This window comes from Leptobacterium flavescens, from assembly GCF_010671605.1.
GTDB classification, from domain to species: Bacteria; Bacteroidota; Bacteroidia; order Flavobacteriales; family Flavobacteriaceae; genus Leptobacterium; species Leptobacterium flavescens.
In genome coordinates, this window is the sequence record NZ_JAABOO010000002.1 from 205,429 (window position 1) to 223,052 (window position 17,624).

Genomic DNA, 17,624 nt, shown 5'->3' on the forward strand with positions numbered 1-17,624 from the left:
AAACTGTTCAAAAGAGTATCAGAACCTATTTACTGTGGGAGAATAATTTATAAAGGGAACTATTTCGTAATAGTTCCTTTTTTGTTAGAATGACTTTCTGATTTTATGACATACTGTTCATCTTTTATGCAATGGAATTATTCTTCGATTTTTATAAAGTACTGATAAGCATTCTCTTAAGAAGAATTTAATGAAATAATTTTTTATTTGATGAAAATTGAGCTGAAAGGGATAGTTGAAACGTAATTTAGTATAGGTGTCACTCCGAAATCGGAATAACCGTTAAATTTCTTCAATATCATGGCAATTAAAGGTATTGCCGGAAGGGATTAAATGGGAAAAGACATAAATTTACGGGAACTTAAATCCAAAAGATGTTTAAAAAGCTTATAGTAATACTGCTGGGTATATTGATATTCTCCTGTGGGAAGGATAAAGAGCGATCTGCTGATCCCGAATTAAAAGAAATGATAGGTCAGATGATCATGATCGGGTTCAGGGGAATGGAAGTAGATAGTATTGATAAGGAGATCCTCAATCAGATAGACAGTGGTTATGTGGGAGGGTTAATCCTGTTTGATTACGACCTGGTAAGCAGATCTGCCAACCGAAATATACGATCCCCGCAACAGCTAAGGTCACTTATCTCAGATCTCCAGCAACGGTCGGAAACTCCGCTTTTTATGGCGGTAGACCAGGAGGGAGGATTGGTAAACAGGCTTAAACCCAAATATGGCTTTCCTCAAATTGCTTCTGCTGCATATCTCGGAAAGATCAATAATCCCGATTCCACACGTTATTACGCTTCGCTGAATGCGCATAATTTAAGGACTATGGGCTTTAATGTAAATTTTGCACCTGTAGTGGATATAGATCTTAATCCGCAGAACCCCGTGATCGGAAAATACGAAAGAAGTTACGGAGACAATGCCGAACTGGTGATCACCCATGCCAAAGAATGGATACAGGTACATGATTCTTTAGGGATCATCTCTACCTTAAAGCATTTTCCGGGACATGGCAGCTCGGATTCCGATTCGCATGAAGGATTTACAGATATTACAGCCTACTGGTCGGAGGAAGAGCTTCAACCCTTTAAAAGCTTAAGTCAGATGGATTACCGCATGGGTATTATGACGGCTCATGTCTTTAACAGCAAACTCGATCCTGATTATCCGGCTACCCTTTCCAAAAAGATCATTCAGGATATTTTAAGGGATCAATGGAAATACAGGGGATTGATATTTTCGGACGATCTGCAGATGAAAGCTGTGAATAAGCTTTACGATACGGAGACCATCCTTAAAAATTCGATCAATTCCGGTGTGGATGTACTGGTTTTTGGTAATAACCTGGAATATGATGAACTGATCCCTAAGGAAGCCGTAGATCATATCATAGAATTGGTAGAGAAGGGGGAGATCAGTAAAGAACGTATCAGGGAATCGTACGACAGGATAATGAAAGTTAAAGAAAACCTCAAATAGGATAGAGAACCCAAGTCTCAATTTTATGTACCTTCGGTACTACTGAATATTGTAACCTTATGGATCATAGGAGCACCCTTGACGAATCTTTACACAGAACCGAATACCTCAAAAACGGGGATGTCTTTCTTGAATATGGGAAGCCGTGTACTCGAATAGGGAAACTGATAAGCGGGGTGATGCGGGGTTTTGTTTATAATGATGAAGGCGATGAAATAACCACTCATTTTTATCAGGAAGGCGATGTGATTATTGGGAGCTATATTCCGAATATAAGTATGACGATGACCATCCAGGCGATGGAAGACTGCGAGATTTCTATTGCCGATTATGCGGAAGTTATGTCCTGGGTCAATAAAGACAGGGAGATTACAGAAATCATCACCAGGGAATTTCAAAAGCTGAATGATCAGCTACAGTCGCGATTAGTATCGCTTTTAAATCTGAGCTCTGTGGAAAAATACGAACTCTTCCTTAAAGAATACCCGAATCTGATCAATCGTATCCCGCATTACTATGTAGCAAACTACCTCGGAATAACACCCACTCAATTAAGCCGGGCCCGAAAACAATTTATCGACAAATGTAAATGAGAAAGAGGCTGCTGCTCCATTACTTTGTATTCTTAAAACAGTATAATACAACGGAATGGAAAAGCATTTTCAATTAACAGATAAGGAATTCGAAAAACAGTTTGCGAACTGTGAATTGGATCCGTTAGATTTTAGTCACGAGGCACACTTAAGGCTGGCATGGATACATATTAAGGAATACGGAATTGAACAAGCCGAAAAAAACATTCAGGCACAGCTACAAGCTTTTGTAAGTTTTGTGGGAGCTGAAGATAAGTACAATACAACCCTGACTATCGCTTCCATCAGGGCGGTTGATCATTTTATGCAGCGGTCAGGATCAGATAATTTTAAAGATTTTATTAGCGAGTTCCCGGACTTAAAAAACAACTTTAAAAAACTGATCGGTAGTCATTACAGTTTTGATATTTTTAATTCCAAAGCGGCCAGAACCATTTATTTAAAACCGGATCTGCTTCCTTTTGACTAGTGCTGTTTTTATATGGAGATTCCTCCTTTATGGGATAAATTCACTATATTTTATAGTTAAACAACTTAAGGCCTGATTTTTTGAGGCTAATAAGTCAATGTTATGCCTGTATAGGTGTAACATTTCAGGACAATTTATATCCTTATAATATATTCAACAACCGGTCAAAATGAAAAAACTAATTATTATGGTGCTTTGTTGCTTTGCTATGCAGGCGACCGCACAAAACATGCAATCTGCCGAAGAGTGGCAGGACGATCTTAAATTCCTTCAGAATACGATACATTCGGACTATTCCTTTTTATTTAAAAAAACCACCGCATCCGATTTTGATAAATCAGTCAGTGAGTTATCCAAAGCCATTCCGTCTTTAGAAGAACATGAAATAATTGTAGGCCTAGCCAGGATTATTTCTTCGTTTAAATACGGGCATACGGCTCTCGGATTCAGAAGTATCCCGGGGAAATTCCATAGTTTGCCGCTTAATCTGTACTATTTTAAAGATGGGATCTATGTACAGGGAGTGCACAAAGATTACAAACAGTTATTGGGAGCAAAAGTAACAGCTGTTGCAGGCGTTCCTGTTGAGGATGTGCTAAAAGCTGTTTACCCCGTTGTACCTGCCGAGAACGATCAGTTCTTTAAGGCATACGGATTACGGTATATGATAAGTCCGGAAATACTGCATGCACAGGGGGTGATCGATAAATTGTCAGATAATGTTGAGCTTAGCCTGAAAAAAGGGACTGAAACTTTTAAACAGACGGTGAAGGTGATGTCTGCTGATGAAAGAGCTCCTATAAAATACGGATTTGTTCAGCAGGAAGGTGACTGGCTGGATGCGCGCAAGCAGGATAAGACGCCTCTATACCTTAAGAACCTTGATAAAATATATTATTACGAATATCTTCCGGAAAAGAAAACAGTATATGTAAGACACAGTCAGATACAGGATGATCCTTCGGAAAACATTCCGGATTTTTACGATAGAGTCTTCAATTTTATAGCAAATAACGATGTAGAACGGCTAGTGATAGATGTACGCCTGAATGGAGGTGGAAACAACTATAAAAACAAAGCTGTTATTACCCGTATTATTGAATCCAAAAAAATAAATCAGGTCGGGAAGCTGTATGTGATCATCGGAAGGCGAACTTTTTCTGCCTGTCAGAACCTGGTTAACGAGTTTGATAATTATACGAATGCCATATTTATAGGAGAGCCTACGGGTGAGAACATCAACTTTTATGGTGATAACAGACGGGTAGAACTTCCGAACAGTAAGATCCCCATGTTCTTATCCTTTGCCTGGTGGCAGGACAAGCCACAATGGGAAAACGGACCCTGGACTGCTCCGCAAATAGCCGTCGATATGAGCTTTGAGGATTATAAGGAAAACAGAGACCCGGTTCTCGATGCTAGCCTGTCTTTCTCGGATTCTGAGTATATAACTGATCCTATGCAATATATGACCGATCTGTACCTAGCAGGGGAAATGGAAAAACTTCAGAAAGAAGCGGTAAGGATGATAAATGACCCGGCTTACCAGTTTTTTGATTTCGAGGGAGAACTGAATAAGACCGGCTATGATATGCTGGGAAGAGGTGACCATGAGACTGCAGTTGCGGTTTTTACTTTTGTTACCCAATTATTCCCGGATTCTGCCAATGCCTGGGACAGCCTGGCCGAAGGTTATTTAAAAGCAGGACAAAAAGAAAAAGCGATCGAGTATTACCGCAAGGCGCTTTCTATGGACCCTGAAGGTGCCACCGGAAAGAATGCGAGTGAAATGCTTAAAGAGATAACGAAAGAGCAATAGAAGATAAAATAGCGGGTTTAGACCGCTTAACTGTATAAAATTGATCAGGCCCGTATTCCTTAGGATACGGGTCTTTTGATTAGGCAGATCAGCGCAGGGCTGTATTCTATGCAGCAGCCATTTTCAGGTATTTTAACTCCAGTGTTGAAGCTCTCAACAATTGTTTAAGCTTTATTCTTTGGAGTTTGCATTCGCAATATCTAAGATCATCTTCGGTTCGGTAAACCAGGGATCTGCAGTAATCTATTTTTTGGTCACAGGGCATTTTTGACACGATTGTTCCGTAAAATTCATCAATATCCGCCAATGTTTCCCCGGAAGAACGGATCTTCCAATACCATTCAATTAGCCTTTTCATTTTTCATCAGGGTTTTAGGTTTTCCACTTAAATATAGCATCAAGCTTTGTTCCAAAAGATGTTAAAAACTAATAAGATTTTAAATATAGCATCAATAATTGTCAAAAACTCCCCCTTAAAAGAAGGAATTGTACCAATAGTTTCGTAACTTATAGAGCAACGTATATAAGCCTGATCATGAGCAGAATTGCCGGTATATTAATATGTGTTTTTTTAATGACGGGTGCTGCTATTGGTCAGGAGGATTATATCGCTAAGAGAAAGCTGATGGTGGAGGCACAGATCAAAGCAAGGGGTATTGTAAGCCCTGCTACTTTAAGGGCCATGTCTAAGGTTCCCAGGCACCTTTTTGTTCCCGAAGGTATGAAAATATATGCCTATACAGATGGCCCGTTACCCATAGGGAACGGTCAGACCATTTCCCAGCCCTATATCGTAGCCTTTATGACGCAGGCATTGAGATTAAAACAGGACCATAAGGTGCTGGAGATAGGTACAGGTTCCGGATATCAGGCAGCTGTCCTGGCCAAAATTGTGGATTCCGTATATACTATTGAAATTGTAAAAGACCTGGCTTTAAGGGCTCAGAAAAAGCTGTATAACATGGGATACGATAATATTGAGGTCAGATGGGGAGACGGTTATAACGGCTGGCCTGGAGAAGCTCCTTTCGATGCCATTATGGTAACCGCCGGAGCCGAATCCATTCCTCAGCCCCTGATCGACCAGCTAAAAGTGGGAGGGAGGATGATCATTCCGGTAGGCCCTCACAATTCCATTCGTCAGCTGGTATTGGTCCATAAAAAGAAGAACAAAGTAGTTAAAAAAGAACTGATGGCAGTACGGTTTGTACCTTTTACCAGGGAGAAAAACAGAAAACCGTAAAGTGTTAGTACGAAATAGTGAAACTGAAGGCTATAAATGACCTTAAAAGGGCATTTAATGATTGTACAATTGACAGATGAAGAAACTGTAAGCAAAGAGCAATGGAAACAGATAATTTTGACACCCTTTCAGTAGCTGTAGACAGCCTTACCAGAAAAGGATATACTGATAGTTTTAAAGCGGAGGAGCATTGTATCGTAGCCTTGTATTCCAAAAAGGAATATCAACCCGAAGATCTTAAAATAGTTCATAGTTTTCGATTTGAGGGAATGACCAACCCGGCAGATGAAACGGAGTTATTTGCTATAGCGGCTAAGGATGGCTTAAAAGGCACCCTTGTAATGTCGTATAGCGCAGAACATTCCCAAAATGTAGAGCTGATAAAGAAGATCAGGGAGATATAAAGTGCATTTTGCTCTATATCAACATCTCATTATAATACAGTAATTTTAGTTCAAGAATTGCTGCGATACCACCCAACTATTTCTTTCAACTTCATAAAGTCGAACATTTTTAATAATAAAGACTAGAGAGGACCTGCAGCCTTGCCTGGACCGGGTGGGGCTATATTCCTCAAATTAAGAGAATATAATTATAACCAGATAGCATAGAAGGAAAGAGGAAGATGTTATAGTTAAATACAGAACTATAAGAACACTCAATTATATCCTGATTTCAACCGAAAAAGTCACAGTCGAATAAATTTGGTAATTTGTAAAACATATTTAAATTGCCGGGAAATAAACAACCAACCGTTTTTAAGACAAACCGCTACTATTGAGTTTAGACTATAACCTCTTTAATATAATTATTCTGTTTGGGGCTATTCAGGGCTTTATCCTCTGTATTTTTTTGAACCAGAAAAGAAACACCAATCCGCAGTCTGTCAATTTTTTTCTCCTGTTCCTGTTCTCCCTGGCTTTTTTTAATCTGATCTATGCGCTTTTGGATATGGATCTGTTTAAATATTACCGGCCATTGCACATGTTCCCTTTTCCTTATAAATGGCTTATTGGCCCCGGTTTTTATTTTTATATTAAATATCAGTTTCCTGCTCCTGCCGATAAACCGGTGTATCATAGAAGAGAGTGGTATTTATTAGCTCCTGCAGTGGTTTATTTGTTTTTGAGAACGTACTGGTTTTCCATTGCCGTTAAAGAGAACAGCTATCGTATTACCCAAGTGGTGGTGGAATCGAATTTCTTCAGGATCCACGAATATTTCTTTTTGTTTTTTACTCTTTATATGGGGATTGCTTCATTGCGATTTCTAAATAAGAACAAGGACAGGGTAACTTCAAAATCGGCACCGGCACTAAACTGGCTTAGTCAGTTCTCCCGGGTATTTATCGGTATTACATTTATCGATATTCTACTCTATACGTTTGATTTGGTAATGCATTCAGGTATTGAAACTTTTGGATTCTATTATGCCACCTTAATCATAAATGCTGCTTTTATTTATTGGATAGGATTCAGGGGCTTCACCCGTTCGCACTTATTCTTTAATAGGTTTAAGTATGCAGGTGATGGCTCCGGTGTAACTGCTTCAGATATTTCCGTGAAGTTGGAACAATGTATTCTGGAAAAAAAAGTATACCTCAATCCGAATTTCAGTTTATCGGATCTATCCAGGGAATTAGGGATTACACCTAAAGAACTTTCAAAGCACATCAATGACACGCTGGGGATGAATTTTTCCGAGTATATCAATATGCACAGGGTTGAGGAAGTCAAACAACTCATGGCTTCTGAAGATGCTTCAAAATATACCCTGGTCAGCTTATCGGAAAAAGCGGGATTTAGCTCGAAATCATCTTTTAACGCTGCTTTTAAAAAGATCACCGGAATGACCCCTACGGCCTATAAAAAGAAGATCTCCGAACAATAAAATACGTCCAGAAACCGGGTTTCCGCACATATATACTTAAGAATTACTTTTTTCATGACGGTTGGGCTTTAATCTTTGTGACAAATTAAAAACGACATCAGTTATGAAGAATTTCTCTTTGATCATTATTATGCTTGCAGGCTTTGTGCAATTCTCCTGTAGCCAGAATCAATTATCCCAATCGGAGTGGTTAACTAAGAACACTCTTGAATTTCAACCGAACGGAACTTATGACTTTTCCGGATTAAAAGATGTACTTAAAAACCGGCGTATTGTTGCGATTGGTGAAAGTACTCATGGCCTGGGAGAGTTTTATGCTATGAAATCGGCTTTGGTGATGTACCTGCATAAAGAACTGGGATATGACATCCTGGCTATGGAAGCAGGGCTGGGCGATATTAACCTGGCCTATACAGACATCGATTCCATATCCCCGAAAAACTTAAGAGACTATACCCTTTTTGGAAATTTTAAAGCTAAAGAAGTCGACACGCTTTTTAGTTATATAAAGCAAAGCAGTACTACAAAAAAACCGTTGATATATACCGGTTATGACACTCAGTTTTCTTCAGATTATTTTATGATAAAACTCAAGCGGTTATTGGAGCCCTTGGACAAAACCATGGCAGATAGTTTATCCAACCGGATGTACGCATTTCAAAAATCGTTTCGGGCTTCACGTCAACACGATTCTGTCGGGTATATAAAGTATCGTGATATCTATATTAAAAACGCGATCGATATTGGTCAGTTGCTTCAAACAAAAAAGGATTCCCTTATACGAACAAATATGATCAGCAACATGGAATATTTGATTATCCGGAGAACCCTGGATATGTTTGTCAGATCTACAGATCTTAGTTATGAAGATCGCTTTCAGGGATATCAGCTCAGGGATAAACTTATGGCAGAAAACCTGACCTGGTTGCTGGATGAAATATATCCGGAAGCAAAGGTTATTATATGGGCTCATAATGGTCATATAGAAAAAAGCTTTGTTGAAGGATATGACAATAAGCTTATGGGGCATTATCTAAAAGAACGCTATGGTGAAGATTATTATTCACTCGGTCTTTTTGCCTATGAGGGAGAGGCCTATGAACATTGGACAGCCAATACTGTTCCCTTTAAAAACAACGATAGTACCGCCATTGAGTTTCGGTTTATGAATATTGATAAAGACGCTCCCTTCCTGGATCTGTCAAATATAAAACCGGGCCCTTCTACCCAATGGTTGTTTGAACCTGTTACCGGTTTCGAATTGGAGAATGGCAGGAATATCCGGTTTATTCCAACAAAGCGATTCGACGGTATCATTTCCATAAAACATTCGGGAATCCCTACCTATAACAGGACTAATTAAGGCCTATCATAACAATAAAAAAAAGCCTATGAGTTTAACTCATAGGCTAATAAAAAACTACACCAATTATTAAAACGAACCTTAATTAATTACAAAGTTTGCTCTGTCAACTTCACTAAGCCTGAAATAACCCAGAACCTCTTCGTCCGGATCATTTATATTAATACAATTGCCTTTTAATCTGGCAGGAGTGGTCTGAAAAGGCCCGTCCTCACCGATCTGACTGGTTAAAAGCTCTATATAATTAAAAAAATTCTGAGATATTCCCTGTAAACTTATATCGACAGCATCCCCTACAGCAAGGTTTCCGTCATCGTATTCTATAAAGGTCTCATTTCCGTTGTAAAATTCATCATCGGAAGGTTCCAGTCCCAATAAGGGGCTGTTTGACGGGATAAACTCTGCCAGATAAAAGTTCCGTTCACCCTGAGGATCTTCGTAAAATAAGGTAACGGATATTTCATCTCCATCAAAACCACTCACTTCATTTTGCTCTATAGAAGTGATCTCGGTAACGGAAGCCAGGGTTTCTGTTGCCTGGTAGGTATTACCATCATAAATGATCTCCATAGTATATGACACATCTATAACCGGTATAAAACCATCGGTCGAATAGATACCGTTTCCCTGTTCGTCAAAAACAAACTGATCGCCGGTGTCATTATTGATGATCACTACCGATGCCCCGGTTACTGCAATATCCAGGTCGCTGGCAAAGAATTCTGTGGATTTTGAAAGTTTAACGGATTGATCCTGCCCTGAAGTTCCCTTTTCCCACATGATGGAAGCTTCGACCACCAAGCGATCACCGCCATTGGGAACAGTTACATCTACCGTTTCGGTACAGGAAAGGAAAAGGGAGAATAAGGTACAGCTCAGGACAGTTTTTATATATGATTTTTTCATCTTCTTAAAATTTAAAATTGTAACTAACTGATGGGATGATCCCGAAAATCGAGGTACGGGTCGCTTCATTAACTCCGATATCTTCATTTTGACCGAAGGAGATAGAGGCAGCATTACTTCTGTTATACACATTGTAAATACTGAAAACCCATTCGCCCTGCCATTTCCGGTTCCTGTTCTTTCTCGGGGTTAAGGTTGCCGACAGATCCAGGCGGTGATAGGCAGGGAGCCTGTCTGCATTCCTGTCGGAATAGGTAGGGATGGAAAGTCCGTTATATTGAAACTGACCATTGGGGTAGGTAACCGGCCGGCCCGTCTGAAAGGCAAAATTCGCTCCGAAACTCCATTTGTCATTCAGTTTGTAATTCCCGGTAAAGGAAATATCGTGTGTTCTGTCGTATGGGGTCTTATACCAATCCCCGTTATTTATCCCGGGACCACCTGCAGCACCTCCCAGGGTTCTCTGTTCTGCCCTGGAGAGGGTATAGGAGATCCAGCCTGTAAAATCCCCCGTGTTTTTCCTCAACAGGAATTCCAAACCGTATGCGCGTGATTCTCCGTTTAAAATTTCGGTTTCAATATTGTTCTGCGCAATCAGATCGGCACCATCTATATAATCTACACGATTGTCTACGGTTTTATAATACACCTCTGCCTCAATAGAGTATTTATCTTTACCAAAATTTCTGAAGTACCCCACAGCATATTGGTCTGCCAGTTGTGGTTTTAGAAATTTTCCACTGGGAGCCCAAACATCCAACGGCGTGGCAGAGGTGGTATTGGAAATAAGATGTAAATATTGTGCTGTCCGGTTATAGCTTGCTTTTACGGAAGACTTGTCGTTAAGTTGATAGGAGAGGGCAAGCCTCGGCTCAAAATTCCCAAAAGAGGCAATGGATTCCCCACTGGAGAAACTTGTTTCACCGATAGCTTCGCCTCTTTCATAAATACCCAGTTGTTCATTGTAAACTACGGGCAGGTTATTCTGATACTCATTTAATGTTTGAGACCCCAAACGGTTAAAAGCACTGTAGCGCAAACCGTACTGGGCGGTAAGCCTGTCGGTAATTTTGTGCTCCAGGCTTGCATAGAGCCCTCCTTCCAAAGCAAATTTATCATCCAGTTTTCGTCTGTTGATACCGGAATCAGAACCCAGAGGTTGTAATAACCCGGGATTGAACTGATAATAGATACCGCTGGCCCCAAAGTTCAACTGCAACTTGTCATTTAGAAAATAACTTAAGTCGTACTTGAGATTATAGTTTTTAATATCCGATTCCCAGTCTAACCCGTTAAGAACCAATTCCAGGTTATAATCGTACCTGCTGTAGATCATAGACAGATTGGAAAACAATTTATCGCTGAAGATGTGATTCCATCTTAGGTTTGCTGAGATATTTCCGTAATTGTTTGCAAATGAGCTGGAGATACTAAAATTATCACGCCCCAGATAACCTGATAAAAACAATCTGTTCTTATCGTTTATCCTGTAATTTGTCTTGAGGTTAAGGTCGTAAAAACCGGCACTGTTGTCATTCCCTGCCAGTTGAAGGAACAAATGAGCATATGAAGCCCGACCCGCTAGTAAAAAGGAGCCCCTGTCTTTAAATGTGGGACCTTCAACCGTTAACCTGCTGGAGATGGCCCCGATACCTCCCGATAATGCAAAATTCTTACTGTTACCGTCTTTTTGCCGTATATCCAGTACAGAAGATACCCTCCCTCCGAACTGAGCAGGGATCCCGCCTTTATAAAGCTTTACGTCTTTGATCGCATCGGCGTTGAAGACGGAAAAGAAACCGAATAAATGCGAGGAATTATAAATAATGGCCTCATCCAACAAGATCAGGTTCTGATCTTCGGCTCCACCTCTTACATTAAAGCCTGAAGCACCTTCCCCGGCATTGGTAACTCCCGGTAACAATTGGATGGACTTGATAATATCAACCTCGCCCAGGACCGCCGGTATTTGTTTTATGGTTTTTGAAGACAATTTAGCAACACTCATTTGCGGGGTTCGGAGATTTACCTTTTTAGATTCTTCGGCTGTAACTACCACTTCATCCAGCCGGGAGGCGTCCTCCTGTAATTCAATATTTATTTTCTGGCTACCATCCAGTACAATCTGCCTTTCTATGGTGGTAAACCCTAAATAGGAAATTATCAGGGTATAATTGCCTCTTGGAGCCGTAAGCGAATAAAAACCGTATTCATTGGTGGTGGTACCTATGGATGTTCCTTTAAGGAAGACTGATGCACCGAGCAGGGTCTCCCCATTATTAATGTCGGTCACCACACCACTGACCGTATAATTCTGCTGACCGTAGAAAAACAGGGGAGTGAACAAAAAAATAAAAAACAGATTGTTTTTTCCTGAAGGTTTGAAAATAAAATTGGACACTTTTCTAATCATATAATTAAATTTAGTTTTGATTCAAGTGTAATTTTATGTCATATGCCTTCGGTGTTTATTGGTGTTGTTGCAGAGTGCGCCTGTATCGTTGAAAGAAAGGATGGAGCTCAATCCAAACTTATTCTCCATCCTCTCGTCATCAATCAAACATGTGCCATTAGCTGGCATCTAATCACTCGCATTTTTGTGGTTTTTATTGTTGGCTTATCGCCTATTGCGATTACTGACCAAAAGTATAATGGGGGTACCGGATGCAGAAATCTAATATACCAGTCCGAAAAAAGTATCGACGAACACGGTTTTGGAAAGTATTTAATGTTTTAAGGAAGCTTGCTGCAGATAGAATGAGTTTTATATACCCAATCTTTTCATGACCTCATTTTTATAAGTCTCTCCTATAGGTAAGCGCTCGTTCCCTACCACTAGTTTGTTCTTCTGATGGGAGCTTACATAATCTATATTGATGATGTAGGAGCGGTGGATACGCAAAAACTTCTGAGTGGGCAGTTTTTCCATGATATCCTTAAAGCTCATTAAAGTAAGTGTAGACCTGGATGAACCGTGAATGTGGATCTTAATATAATCCTTTAGCCCTTCAATATGGGTTATATCTGTGGTTTTGATCTTGATATTTTCATATTCGGACTTTACAAAAATAAAATCGTCCTGTACGGCTAAAGGGTTATTTTCTTTAAGTTTTAACTCATGGAATTCCCTGGCTTTGGAGACTGCTTTTACAAAGCGGGGAAACGGAATGGGTTTTACCAGATAATCGGTAGCATTGAGTTCAAATCCGTCAAGAGCATACTGCGGATAGGCTGTCGTAAAGATGAATTGCGGAAGTTTAGACAGAGTCTTTACAAGTTCCAGGCCGGTAAGATTCGGCATCTCAATATCTAAAAACACCAACTCGATTTCCTCCGTCTGCAACAAATTTAATGCCTCCAGAGGATCGTTGGTTGTGGCTACGATCTCCAGGTTCCCGACGCGTTCAACATATGCAACGATCAGATCTACAGCTAAAGGTTCATCATCTACAATTATGCATTTCATAGTTCTAATCGAGCTTTAAAGAGAGGTTTACTATAAAATTACCATTTTCTTCCGCAATGGATAATTTGTGATTATCGGGATATAGCATTTGCAGGCGTTTTTTGGTGTTTTGCAGGCCTATACCGGAGTTCTCATCGTTCTGTTGCTTTTTACTGATGCGGTTAAGGCAGTAAAACCGAACAGTATTTTTATTGACATTAATCGTAATGGTTACATTCGTATCTCCCGAAATATCAACTCCGTATTTAAAAGCATTCTCTATAAAAGAGATCAATAGCAGGGGAGGGATCTTCTGAGAATTTACAGCTCCGCTAACGGTTAGAGATACACTGTCTTTATTGGCCAAACGGAGTTTTTGCAGATTTACATAGTTCTCTATATAGGCAATCTCCTTTTCCAGTAAGACCAGTTCGTCGGTTGCCTCATAGAGCATATAACGCATTAACCCGGAAAGCATGATAATGGCCTCGGGGGTTTCATCAGATTTTTTAACGGCCAGTGAACAAATACTGTTTAATGAATTAAATAAAAAGTGAGGATTGATCTGGTTTTTCAGAGCCTCCAGTTCGGACGCATTTTTCTGACTTTCAATTTCCCGCTTATCCAGTTCGTTTTTGTTCAGTTTGTTATAAGTCCTGGTAATGGTACCCAAAACCATAAAAATAGTATAGACCAAAAAACCAATGGCTTTGGAATTATGGTGTTCGTGATTCGGATCATCATGGAGGCCATCAAAATGCTCTAAAAGTTCTACTTCATATATTATGGTACCGCCGGTATAAATCAATGCAAATACGCTTAGAATATACAGGGCGATCCTCTTTCTGAAGAAAAGCTTGGGTATTAAGATAAGATAGTTAATATAGAAGATAATGATCCCAACCCCAATACGAATCAAAAACAGAACAGGCGATTCATCATCTTCTAATGTAGCGTCGAGGACAGCCATTAAGATTATAGCCAACCATATCAGAAAATGTATTAAAACCTGCCTGTTTATCTTATTCATATCGTAAAGACTGTAGAATTTAACACTTCAATTGCTTATCGACATCTTCAAAAATCCTTCCCGACCTAAAAACTACACAAAGTTCTGCAAAATTGGGCTTTCTTGCCGGTTTTTATAGACCAACCCGGGAAATGTATAGACGAATCTGAGTGAGGCTTGCTTATGTAATTAAAATGATCGCTGTTTTCCAAATGTTCGATCAGGTCTTATTTTTTTGTACTTTTAATTTCTCCCATTGTTTTTTGTTCTGTTAACTAACAAACCAACTAATGATAAAATTCTTCAGGAGGATCAGGCAACAGTTACTGAGAGAACGTAAATTCAGTAAATATCTGCTATATGCCATCGGAGAGATCTTTCTGGTGGTTATCGGGATCCTGATCGCCTTACAACTGAACAACTGGAACGAATCGCGTAAGGACCGCAATGAAGAACAACTGGTTGTACAGACTATTTATGACGAATTGAATCAAAACCTGCAATACAGCACTTCCGTGGCTTCGCAAATTGAGGGCCGCCTTAATATGACCATTACCCTTATGGGCTATACTGCTGCTCAGGAAGCGGCTATCCCTGTCCATGTCTTTGATTCCATTATGGTCCGCGCTTTCCTGTTTCCACCTTATACACCGATAAAAGCGGATATGGAACGGGTTTTGGGATCGGACCAGATAGATCTGATACGGTCTACGGAATTACAAAAGAGACTCTCCGATTATAAAACCTCTATAGACGGAGCCGCCTTGTATTACCGCTATGCAGAAGATGATTTTAAACTCCTTATATTACCCTATTTCGTAAAAAACTATCCTTTAAAAGCCCTGTTGCTGCAATACGGCATGCAGGTACCGCCCTCCGCCCATAAAAGCAATTACAACGATTTACTCGCATCCAGAGAGTTTGAAAATATATTGTCGGTAATTTTTGCCGATTCCGGAGGGCAACTACAGGCCCTAAGCGCAAATCTGAGTTTGATTGAAGTGCTAAAGGACCTGATAGAAAAGGAATATCCTTCTGTAGTAAAGAACAACTAAACCGATGATCATGAACTTATCTAAAATGAACTAATTTATATGAAAACAACCTTTACCGTAGTATCCGCACTTCTTATAACCCTGGCAGTAAATGCACAGATCAAGGACACTGTTTATATAGACCTGGAGAAATACGATTATAAGCAATCATTTCAGGAATCGTATGAAAAGAATCCGGCAGAATATGTATATAATATTCAAAATGAAACCTTTTCATTTCCAGTATCCGATCGGGATCGTGTCAGGCTTCTCAGGAAGGAAGAGCTTTCGTTGCTACATTTCGTTTCTATTGAAGACCTCCTCAAAATGCATTACGAAGAATCAGTCCGTTTTTTAGGGGAAGGAGAAAAAAAAGGAAGTATTAAAGTACTTTTTAAATATGATTTTCCGGAGCAGGTTTACCTGGTAAAAAAGGAAAGAGGCGGGTTAAAAGCCTATCCTGTTAGTTGGATCGAAAAAACAGAATAGAACTATCTGTTTATGAAGAACAGGAAGACAAGAAAATATATGCTAATCTTCCGGCTTCGGATATCCTTAAATCCCTGAAAGAAAGTAGATTGAAGAAAAATTCAGCTCGTTAAAGCGATAAGCTGCTATTATTATGCTTTAATGGAAGCTTAAACTACGCGTTTAAAACCATGAGTTATACTGTAACAATTATGTTTTTTCATTGTCTTAATACATGAAGATCTTTACCGATAAAGAATAACCGAATTAAGGCCAATAAATAATGAAAAAAATCACGATCGTAACTTTTGTCATCATCTTGCTGATATTGAGTTGCAAAAGCCCGAATAAAAAAGATGAACGCGTAATAACCGGAACTACAACTATCGTAAGATCCGGTGTGGAAAATCAGAAGATAAGCCGGGAATGGCTGGAAGCATTGCGAACAAGGGAAAGTAAGACATACCGCGATTCCATTGCTGAGTTAAAAAGACCTCTGTCTGAAGGAGAACTGGAATGGCAGCAATTGATAGAATCCATAACCGGTGAATGGGATGCAATGCGGGATTCTATAAATGTCCCTTTCGGCAAGTTAGGGATATCAGATACTATCTATGTTTTGCTGGGTTACAGAGGACGTGATGACGCTTTTACGTATAAAGACCGGACCATGTGTTTAGATCTAACAGCTCTAAACGACAATTACGGATCTGCCGGGGATAGTACCAATAAAGATCGGATCATGCGTATTATGAGCCATGAATACACACATTTGCTCTCCAAAAAATGGATGGATGATAATGATTTTGAGATACCTGCCAATCATTATGCTTCGGATACGGCTTTTAGAAAGCATATCTTATGGGAGATCTGGTATGAAGGTTTTGGTGTTTATCGCTCCATGTCGCCTAAATGGTTCCCAAAGGGAGATTCCTTATCTCCGATTGCCAAAAAAACACTCGAAAAGCTGTCACCCGTTTTTACCGATAAGATCATCACAATGGATACTACAAAAGCGTTGACTTTAGAGCAGAAGAAATGGATACAGGAAAAAGTTTCCCGTGCCCCCTTTAGAGAGAAATATGCGGCCCTGCCGGTTGGGATCTGGCTGGCGCTCGAATCAAAAGGTAATGATAAGAACCTTAGCGTTTGGGTAAATAAAGGCCCGGAAGGGATACTTGGCCTGGCCAAAAAACATTTAAAAGGAGAAAATAAAAAGAAGTTTGATGCCGTATTTCACGATCGGTTTAAAGATTAAAGCACTCCTTCCTGCCGGGAATAGGAGAGGGAAACCGAGTCCTGATATTTGCTAATACCACAAAAGCAATATATAAACTGTTCATAAAAACAGATTGATTTTAGTGATTATTAAAGCAACTGTTGTATATTGCAACTAAATTAGATTTAGCTATTAAAGAAAACAAAGCATATGATTCTTTCCCGAGGTTAATAAGTGTTGCAGAACGCTTATTAATAGGGGAGTTGCGAAAGGATCTATCCGCTAATAAAGTTGATATTACCATTGAACAGTGGCGGATATTGTTTTATCTGTGGAGTGAAGATGGGATCAATCAACAGGAGTTGACATTACGTGCAAAGAAGGAGAAGAGTACTATTGCCAGACAGATCGATGCTTTGGAAAAGAAAAAGCTGATAGAGAGAAGGAGTTATGGGGAAGACAAGCGCAATAAACTCATCTTCCTGACCAAAAAGGGAAAAAATACTGAAGTTAAAGCAATGGCTTCAGCCGAAAAGATTATTGCAAAGGCGGGCGATAATATAGAAAAAGAAGAATTGGAGATCTTTACTAAAGTCATTAAGCAAATAATTAAAAACCTTGATTAAATAAGGCATCTGAAAAAAATGTCTTTTTTTTGTAACAAATGGTTGTATATAGC

17 protein-coding genes are annotated in these 17,624 nt (G+C 39.6%); 12 read left to right on the forward strand and 5 right to left on the reverse strand.

Going from position 1 to position 17,624, the window contains the following annotated elements; genetic code table 11:
* The first annotated feature begins 374 nt into the window (after positions 1–374).
* From GWK08_RS08435 to GWK08_RS08450, 4 genes are all read left to right on the forward strand, one after another.
* Complete coding sequence (locus GWK08_RS08435; RefSeq protein WP_163606499.1) at positions 375–1,487, forward strand: glycoside hydrolase family 3 protein; 1,113 nt, start codon at positions 375–377, stop codon at positions 1,485–1,487.
* A 59-nt stretch (positions 1,488–1,546) separates the two neighbouring features.
* A complete protein-coding gene (locus tag GWK08_RS08440) occupies positions 1,547–2,080 on the forward strand; it encodes a Crp/Fnr family transcriptional regulator (RefSeq protein WP_163606500.1) in 534 nt (177 codons plus the stop codon).
* 55 nt (positions 2,081–2,135) lie between these two features.
* A complete protein-coding gene (locus tag GWK08_RS08445) occupies positions 2,136–2,549 on the forward strand; it encodes a hypothetical protein (RefSeq protein ID WP_163606501.1) in 414 nt (137 codons plus the stop codon).
* Between the two features lie 169 nt (positions 2,550–2,718).
* Positions 2,719–4,368 (forward strand): tetratricopeptide repeat protein, encoded by a 1,650-nt coding sequence (locus GWK08_RS08450; protein ID WP_163606502.1) that lies wholly within the window; start codon positions 2,719–2,721, stop codon positions 4,366–4,368.
* Positions 4,369–4,474: 106 nt separating this feature from the next.
* Here the strand turns inward: GWK08_RS08450 and GWK08_RS08455 are convergent, their stop codons facing one another.
* Entirely contained in the window at positions 4,475–4,726 is a 252-nt protein-coding gene (locus GWK08_RS08455) for a hypothetical protein (protein ID WP_163606503.1), read from the reverse strand.
* Between the two features lie 177 nt (positions 4,727–4,903).
* On the opposite strand from GWK08_RS08455, the gene GWK08_RS08460 reads away from it, so the two are divergent.
* From GWK08_RS08460 to GWK08_RS08475, 4 genes are all read left to right on the forward strand, one after another.
* Positions 4,904–5,611: a protein-L-isoaspartate(D-aspartate) O-methyltransferase gene (locus GWK08_RS08460; protein ID WP_163606504.1), complete on the forward strand. Its 708-nt coding sequence runs from the start codon at positions 4,904–4,906 to the stop codon at positions 5,609–5,611.
* 101 nt (positions 5,612–5,712) lie between these two features.
* Positions 5,713–6,015 carry a phosphoribosylpyrophosphate synthetase gene (locus GWK08_RS08465; protein ID WP_163606505.1) on the forward strand — a complete coding sequence of 101 codons (303 nt, stop codon included), beginning with the start codon at positions 5,713–5,715 and terminating at the stop codon, positions 6,013–6,015.
* A 373-nt stretch (positions 6,016–6,388) separates the two neighbouring features.
* Entirely contained in the window at positions 6,389–7,501 is a 1,113-nt protein-coding gene (locus GWK08_RS08470; protein WP_163606506.1) for a helix-turn-helix domain-containing protein, read from the forward strand.
* 103 nt (positions 7,502–7,604) lie between these two features.
* Positions 7,605–8,864 (forward strand): erythromycin esterase family protein, encoded by a 1,260-nt coding sequence (locus tag GWK08_RS08475; RefSeq protein WP_163606507.1) that lies wholly within the window; start codon positions 7,605–7,607, stop codon positions 8,862–8,864.
* An 81-nt stretch (positions 8,865–8,945) separates the two neighbouring features.
* Here GWK08_RS08475 and GWK08_RS08480 read toward each other — a convergent pair whose 3' ends face one another.
* From GWK08_RS08480 to GWK08_RS08495, 4 genes are all read right to left on the reverse strand, one after another.
* Positions 8,946–9,770, reverse strand: coding sequence for a DUF4249 family protein (locus tag GWK08_RS08480; protein ID WP_163606508.1), 825 nt, complete (start codon positions 9,768–9,770; stop codon positions 8,946–8,948).
* A 4-nt stretch (positions 9,771–9,774) separates the two neighbouring features.
* A complete protein-coding gene (locus GWK08_RS08485; protein WP_163606509.1) occupies positions 9,775–12,183 on the reverse strand; it encodes a TonB-dependent receptor in 2,409 nt (802 codons plus the stop codon).
* A gap of 351 nt (positions 12,184–12,534) precedes the next feature.
* Positions 12,535–13,236 (reverse strand): LytR/AlgR family response regulator transcription factor, encoded by a 702-nt coding sequence (locus tag GWK08_RS08490; protein ID WP_163606510.1) that lies wholly within the window; start codon positions 13,234–13,236, stop codon positions 12,535–12,537.
* Between the two features lie 4 nt (positions 13,237–13,240).
* Entirely contained in the window at positions 13,241–14,245 is a 1,005-nt protein-coding gene (locus tag GWK08_RS08495; RefSeq protein ID WP_163606511.1) for a sensor histidine kinase, read from the reverse strand.
* A 269-nt stretch (positions 14,246–14,514) separates the two neighbouring features.
* Here GWK08_RS08495 and GWK08_RS08500 point away from each other — a divergent pair, with 269 nt between their 5' ends.
* The 4 genes from GWK08_RS08500 to GWK08_RS08515 all read left to right on the forward strand — a co-directional run bounded on the left by GWK08_RS08500 (position 14,515) and on the right by GWK08_RS08515 (position 17,571).
* Complete coding sequence (locus GWK08_RS08500) at positions 14,515–15,279, forward strand: DUF6090 family protein (protein ID WP_163606512.1); 765 nt, start codon at positions 14,515–14,517, stop codon at positions 15,277–15,279.
* Between the two features lie 39 nt (positions 15,280–15,318).
* On the forward strand, positions 15,319–15,747 hold the full coding sequence (locus GWK08_RS08505; protein WP_163606513.1) for a hypothetical protein: 429 nt from the start codon (positions 15,319–15,321) through the stop codon (positions 15,745–15,747).
* 262 nt (positions 15,748–16,009) lie between these two features.
* A complete protein-coding gene (locus tag GWK08_RS08510) occupies positions 16,010–16,984 on the forward strand; it encodes a hypothetical protein (protein ID WP_163606514.1) in 975 nt (324 codons plus the stop codon).
* A gap of 122 nt (positions 16,985–17,106) precedes the next feature.
* Positions 17,107–17,571, forward strand: coding sequence for a MarR family winged helix-turn-helix transcriptional regulator (locus GWK08_RS08515; protein WP_163606515.1), 465 nt, complete (start codon positions 17,107–17,109; stop codon positions 17,569–17,571).
* Positions 17,572–17,624: the final 53 nt, after the last annotated feature.

What these genes read in the sequence shown, in the direction of transcription:
- GWK08_RS08435 (WP_163606499.1), top strand. Translation starts at nt 375, where the DNA reads ATGTTTAAAAAGCTTATAGTAATACTGCTGGGTATATTGATATTCTCC.
- GWK08_RS08440 (WP_163606500.1), top strand. Translation starts at nt 1,547, where the DNA reads ATGGATCATAGGAGCACCCTTGACGAATCTTTACACAGAACCGAATAC.
- GWK08_RS08445 (WP_163606501.1), top strand. Translation starts at nt 2,136, where the DNA reads ATGGAAAAGCATTTTCAATTAACAGATAAGGAATTCGAAAAACAGTTT.
- GWK08_RS08450 (WP_163606502.1), top strand. Translation starts at nt 2,719, where the DNA reads ATGAAAAAACTAATTATTATGGTGCTTTGTTGCTTTGCTATGCAGGCG.
- GWK08_RS08455 (WP_163606503.1), bottom strand. Translation starts at nt 4,726, where the DNA reads ATGAAAAGGCTAATTGAATGGTATTGGAAGATCCGTTCTTCCGGGGAA.
- GWK08_RS08460 (WP_163606504.1), top strand. Translation starts at nt 4,904, where the DNA reads ATGAGCAGAATTGCCGGTATATTAATATGTGTTTTTTTAATGACGGGT.
- GWK08_RS08465 (WP_163606505.1), top strand. Translation starts at nt 5,713, where the DNA reads ATGGAAACAGATAATTTTGACACCCTTTCAGTAGCTGTAGACAGCCTT.
- GWK08_RS08475 (WP_163606507.1), top strand. Translation starts at nt 7,605, where the DNA reads ATGAAGAATTTCTCTTTGATCATTATTATGCTTGCAGGCTTTGTGCAA.
- GWK08_RS08480 (WP_163606508.1), bottom strand. Translation starts at nt 9,770, where the DNA reads ATGAAAAAATCATATATAAAAACTGTCCTGAGCTGTACCTTATTCTCC.
- GWK08_RS08485 (WP_163606509.1), bottom strand. Translation starts at nt 12,183, where the DNA reads ATGATTAGAAAAGTGTCCAATTTTATTTTCAAACCTTCAGGAAAAAAC.
- GWK08_RS08490 (WP_163606510.1), bottom strand. Translation starts at nt 13,236, where the DNA reads ATGAAATGCATAATTGTAGATGATGAACCTTTAGCTGTAGATCTGATC.
- GWK08_RS08495 (WP_163606511.1), bottom strand. Translation starts at nt 14,245, where the DNA reads ATGAATAAGATAAACAGGCAGGTTTTAATACATTTTCTGATATGGTTG.
- GWK08_RS08500 (WP_163606512.1), top strand. Translation starts at nt 14,515, where the DNA reads ATGATAAAATTCTTCAGGAGGATCAGGCAACAGTTACTGAGAGAACGT.
- GWK08_RS08505 (WP_163606513.1), top strand. Translation starts at nt 15,319, where the DNA reads ATGAAAACAACCTTTACCGTAGTATCCGCACTTCTTATAACCCTGGCA.
- GWK08_RS08510 (WP_163606514.1), top strand. Translation starts at nt 16,010, where the DNA reads ATGAAAAAAATCACGATCGTAACTTTTGTCATCATCTTGCTGATATTG.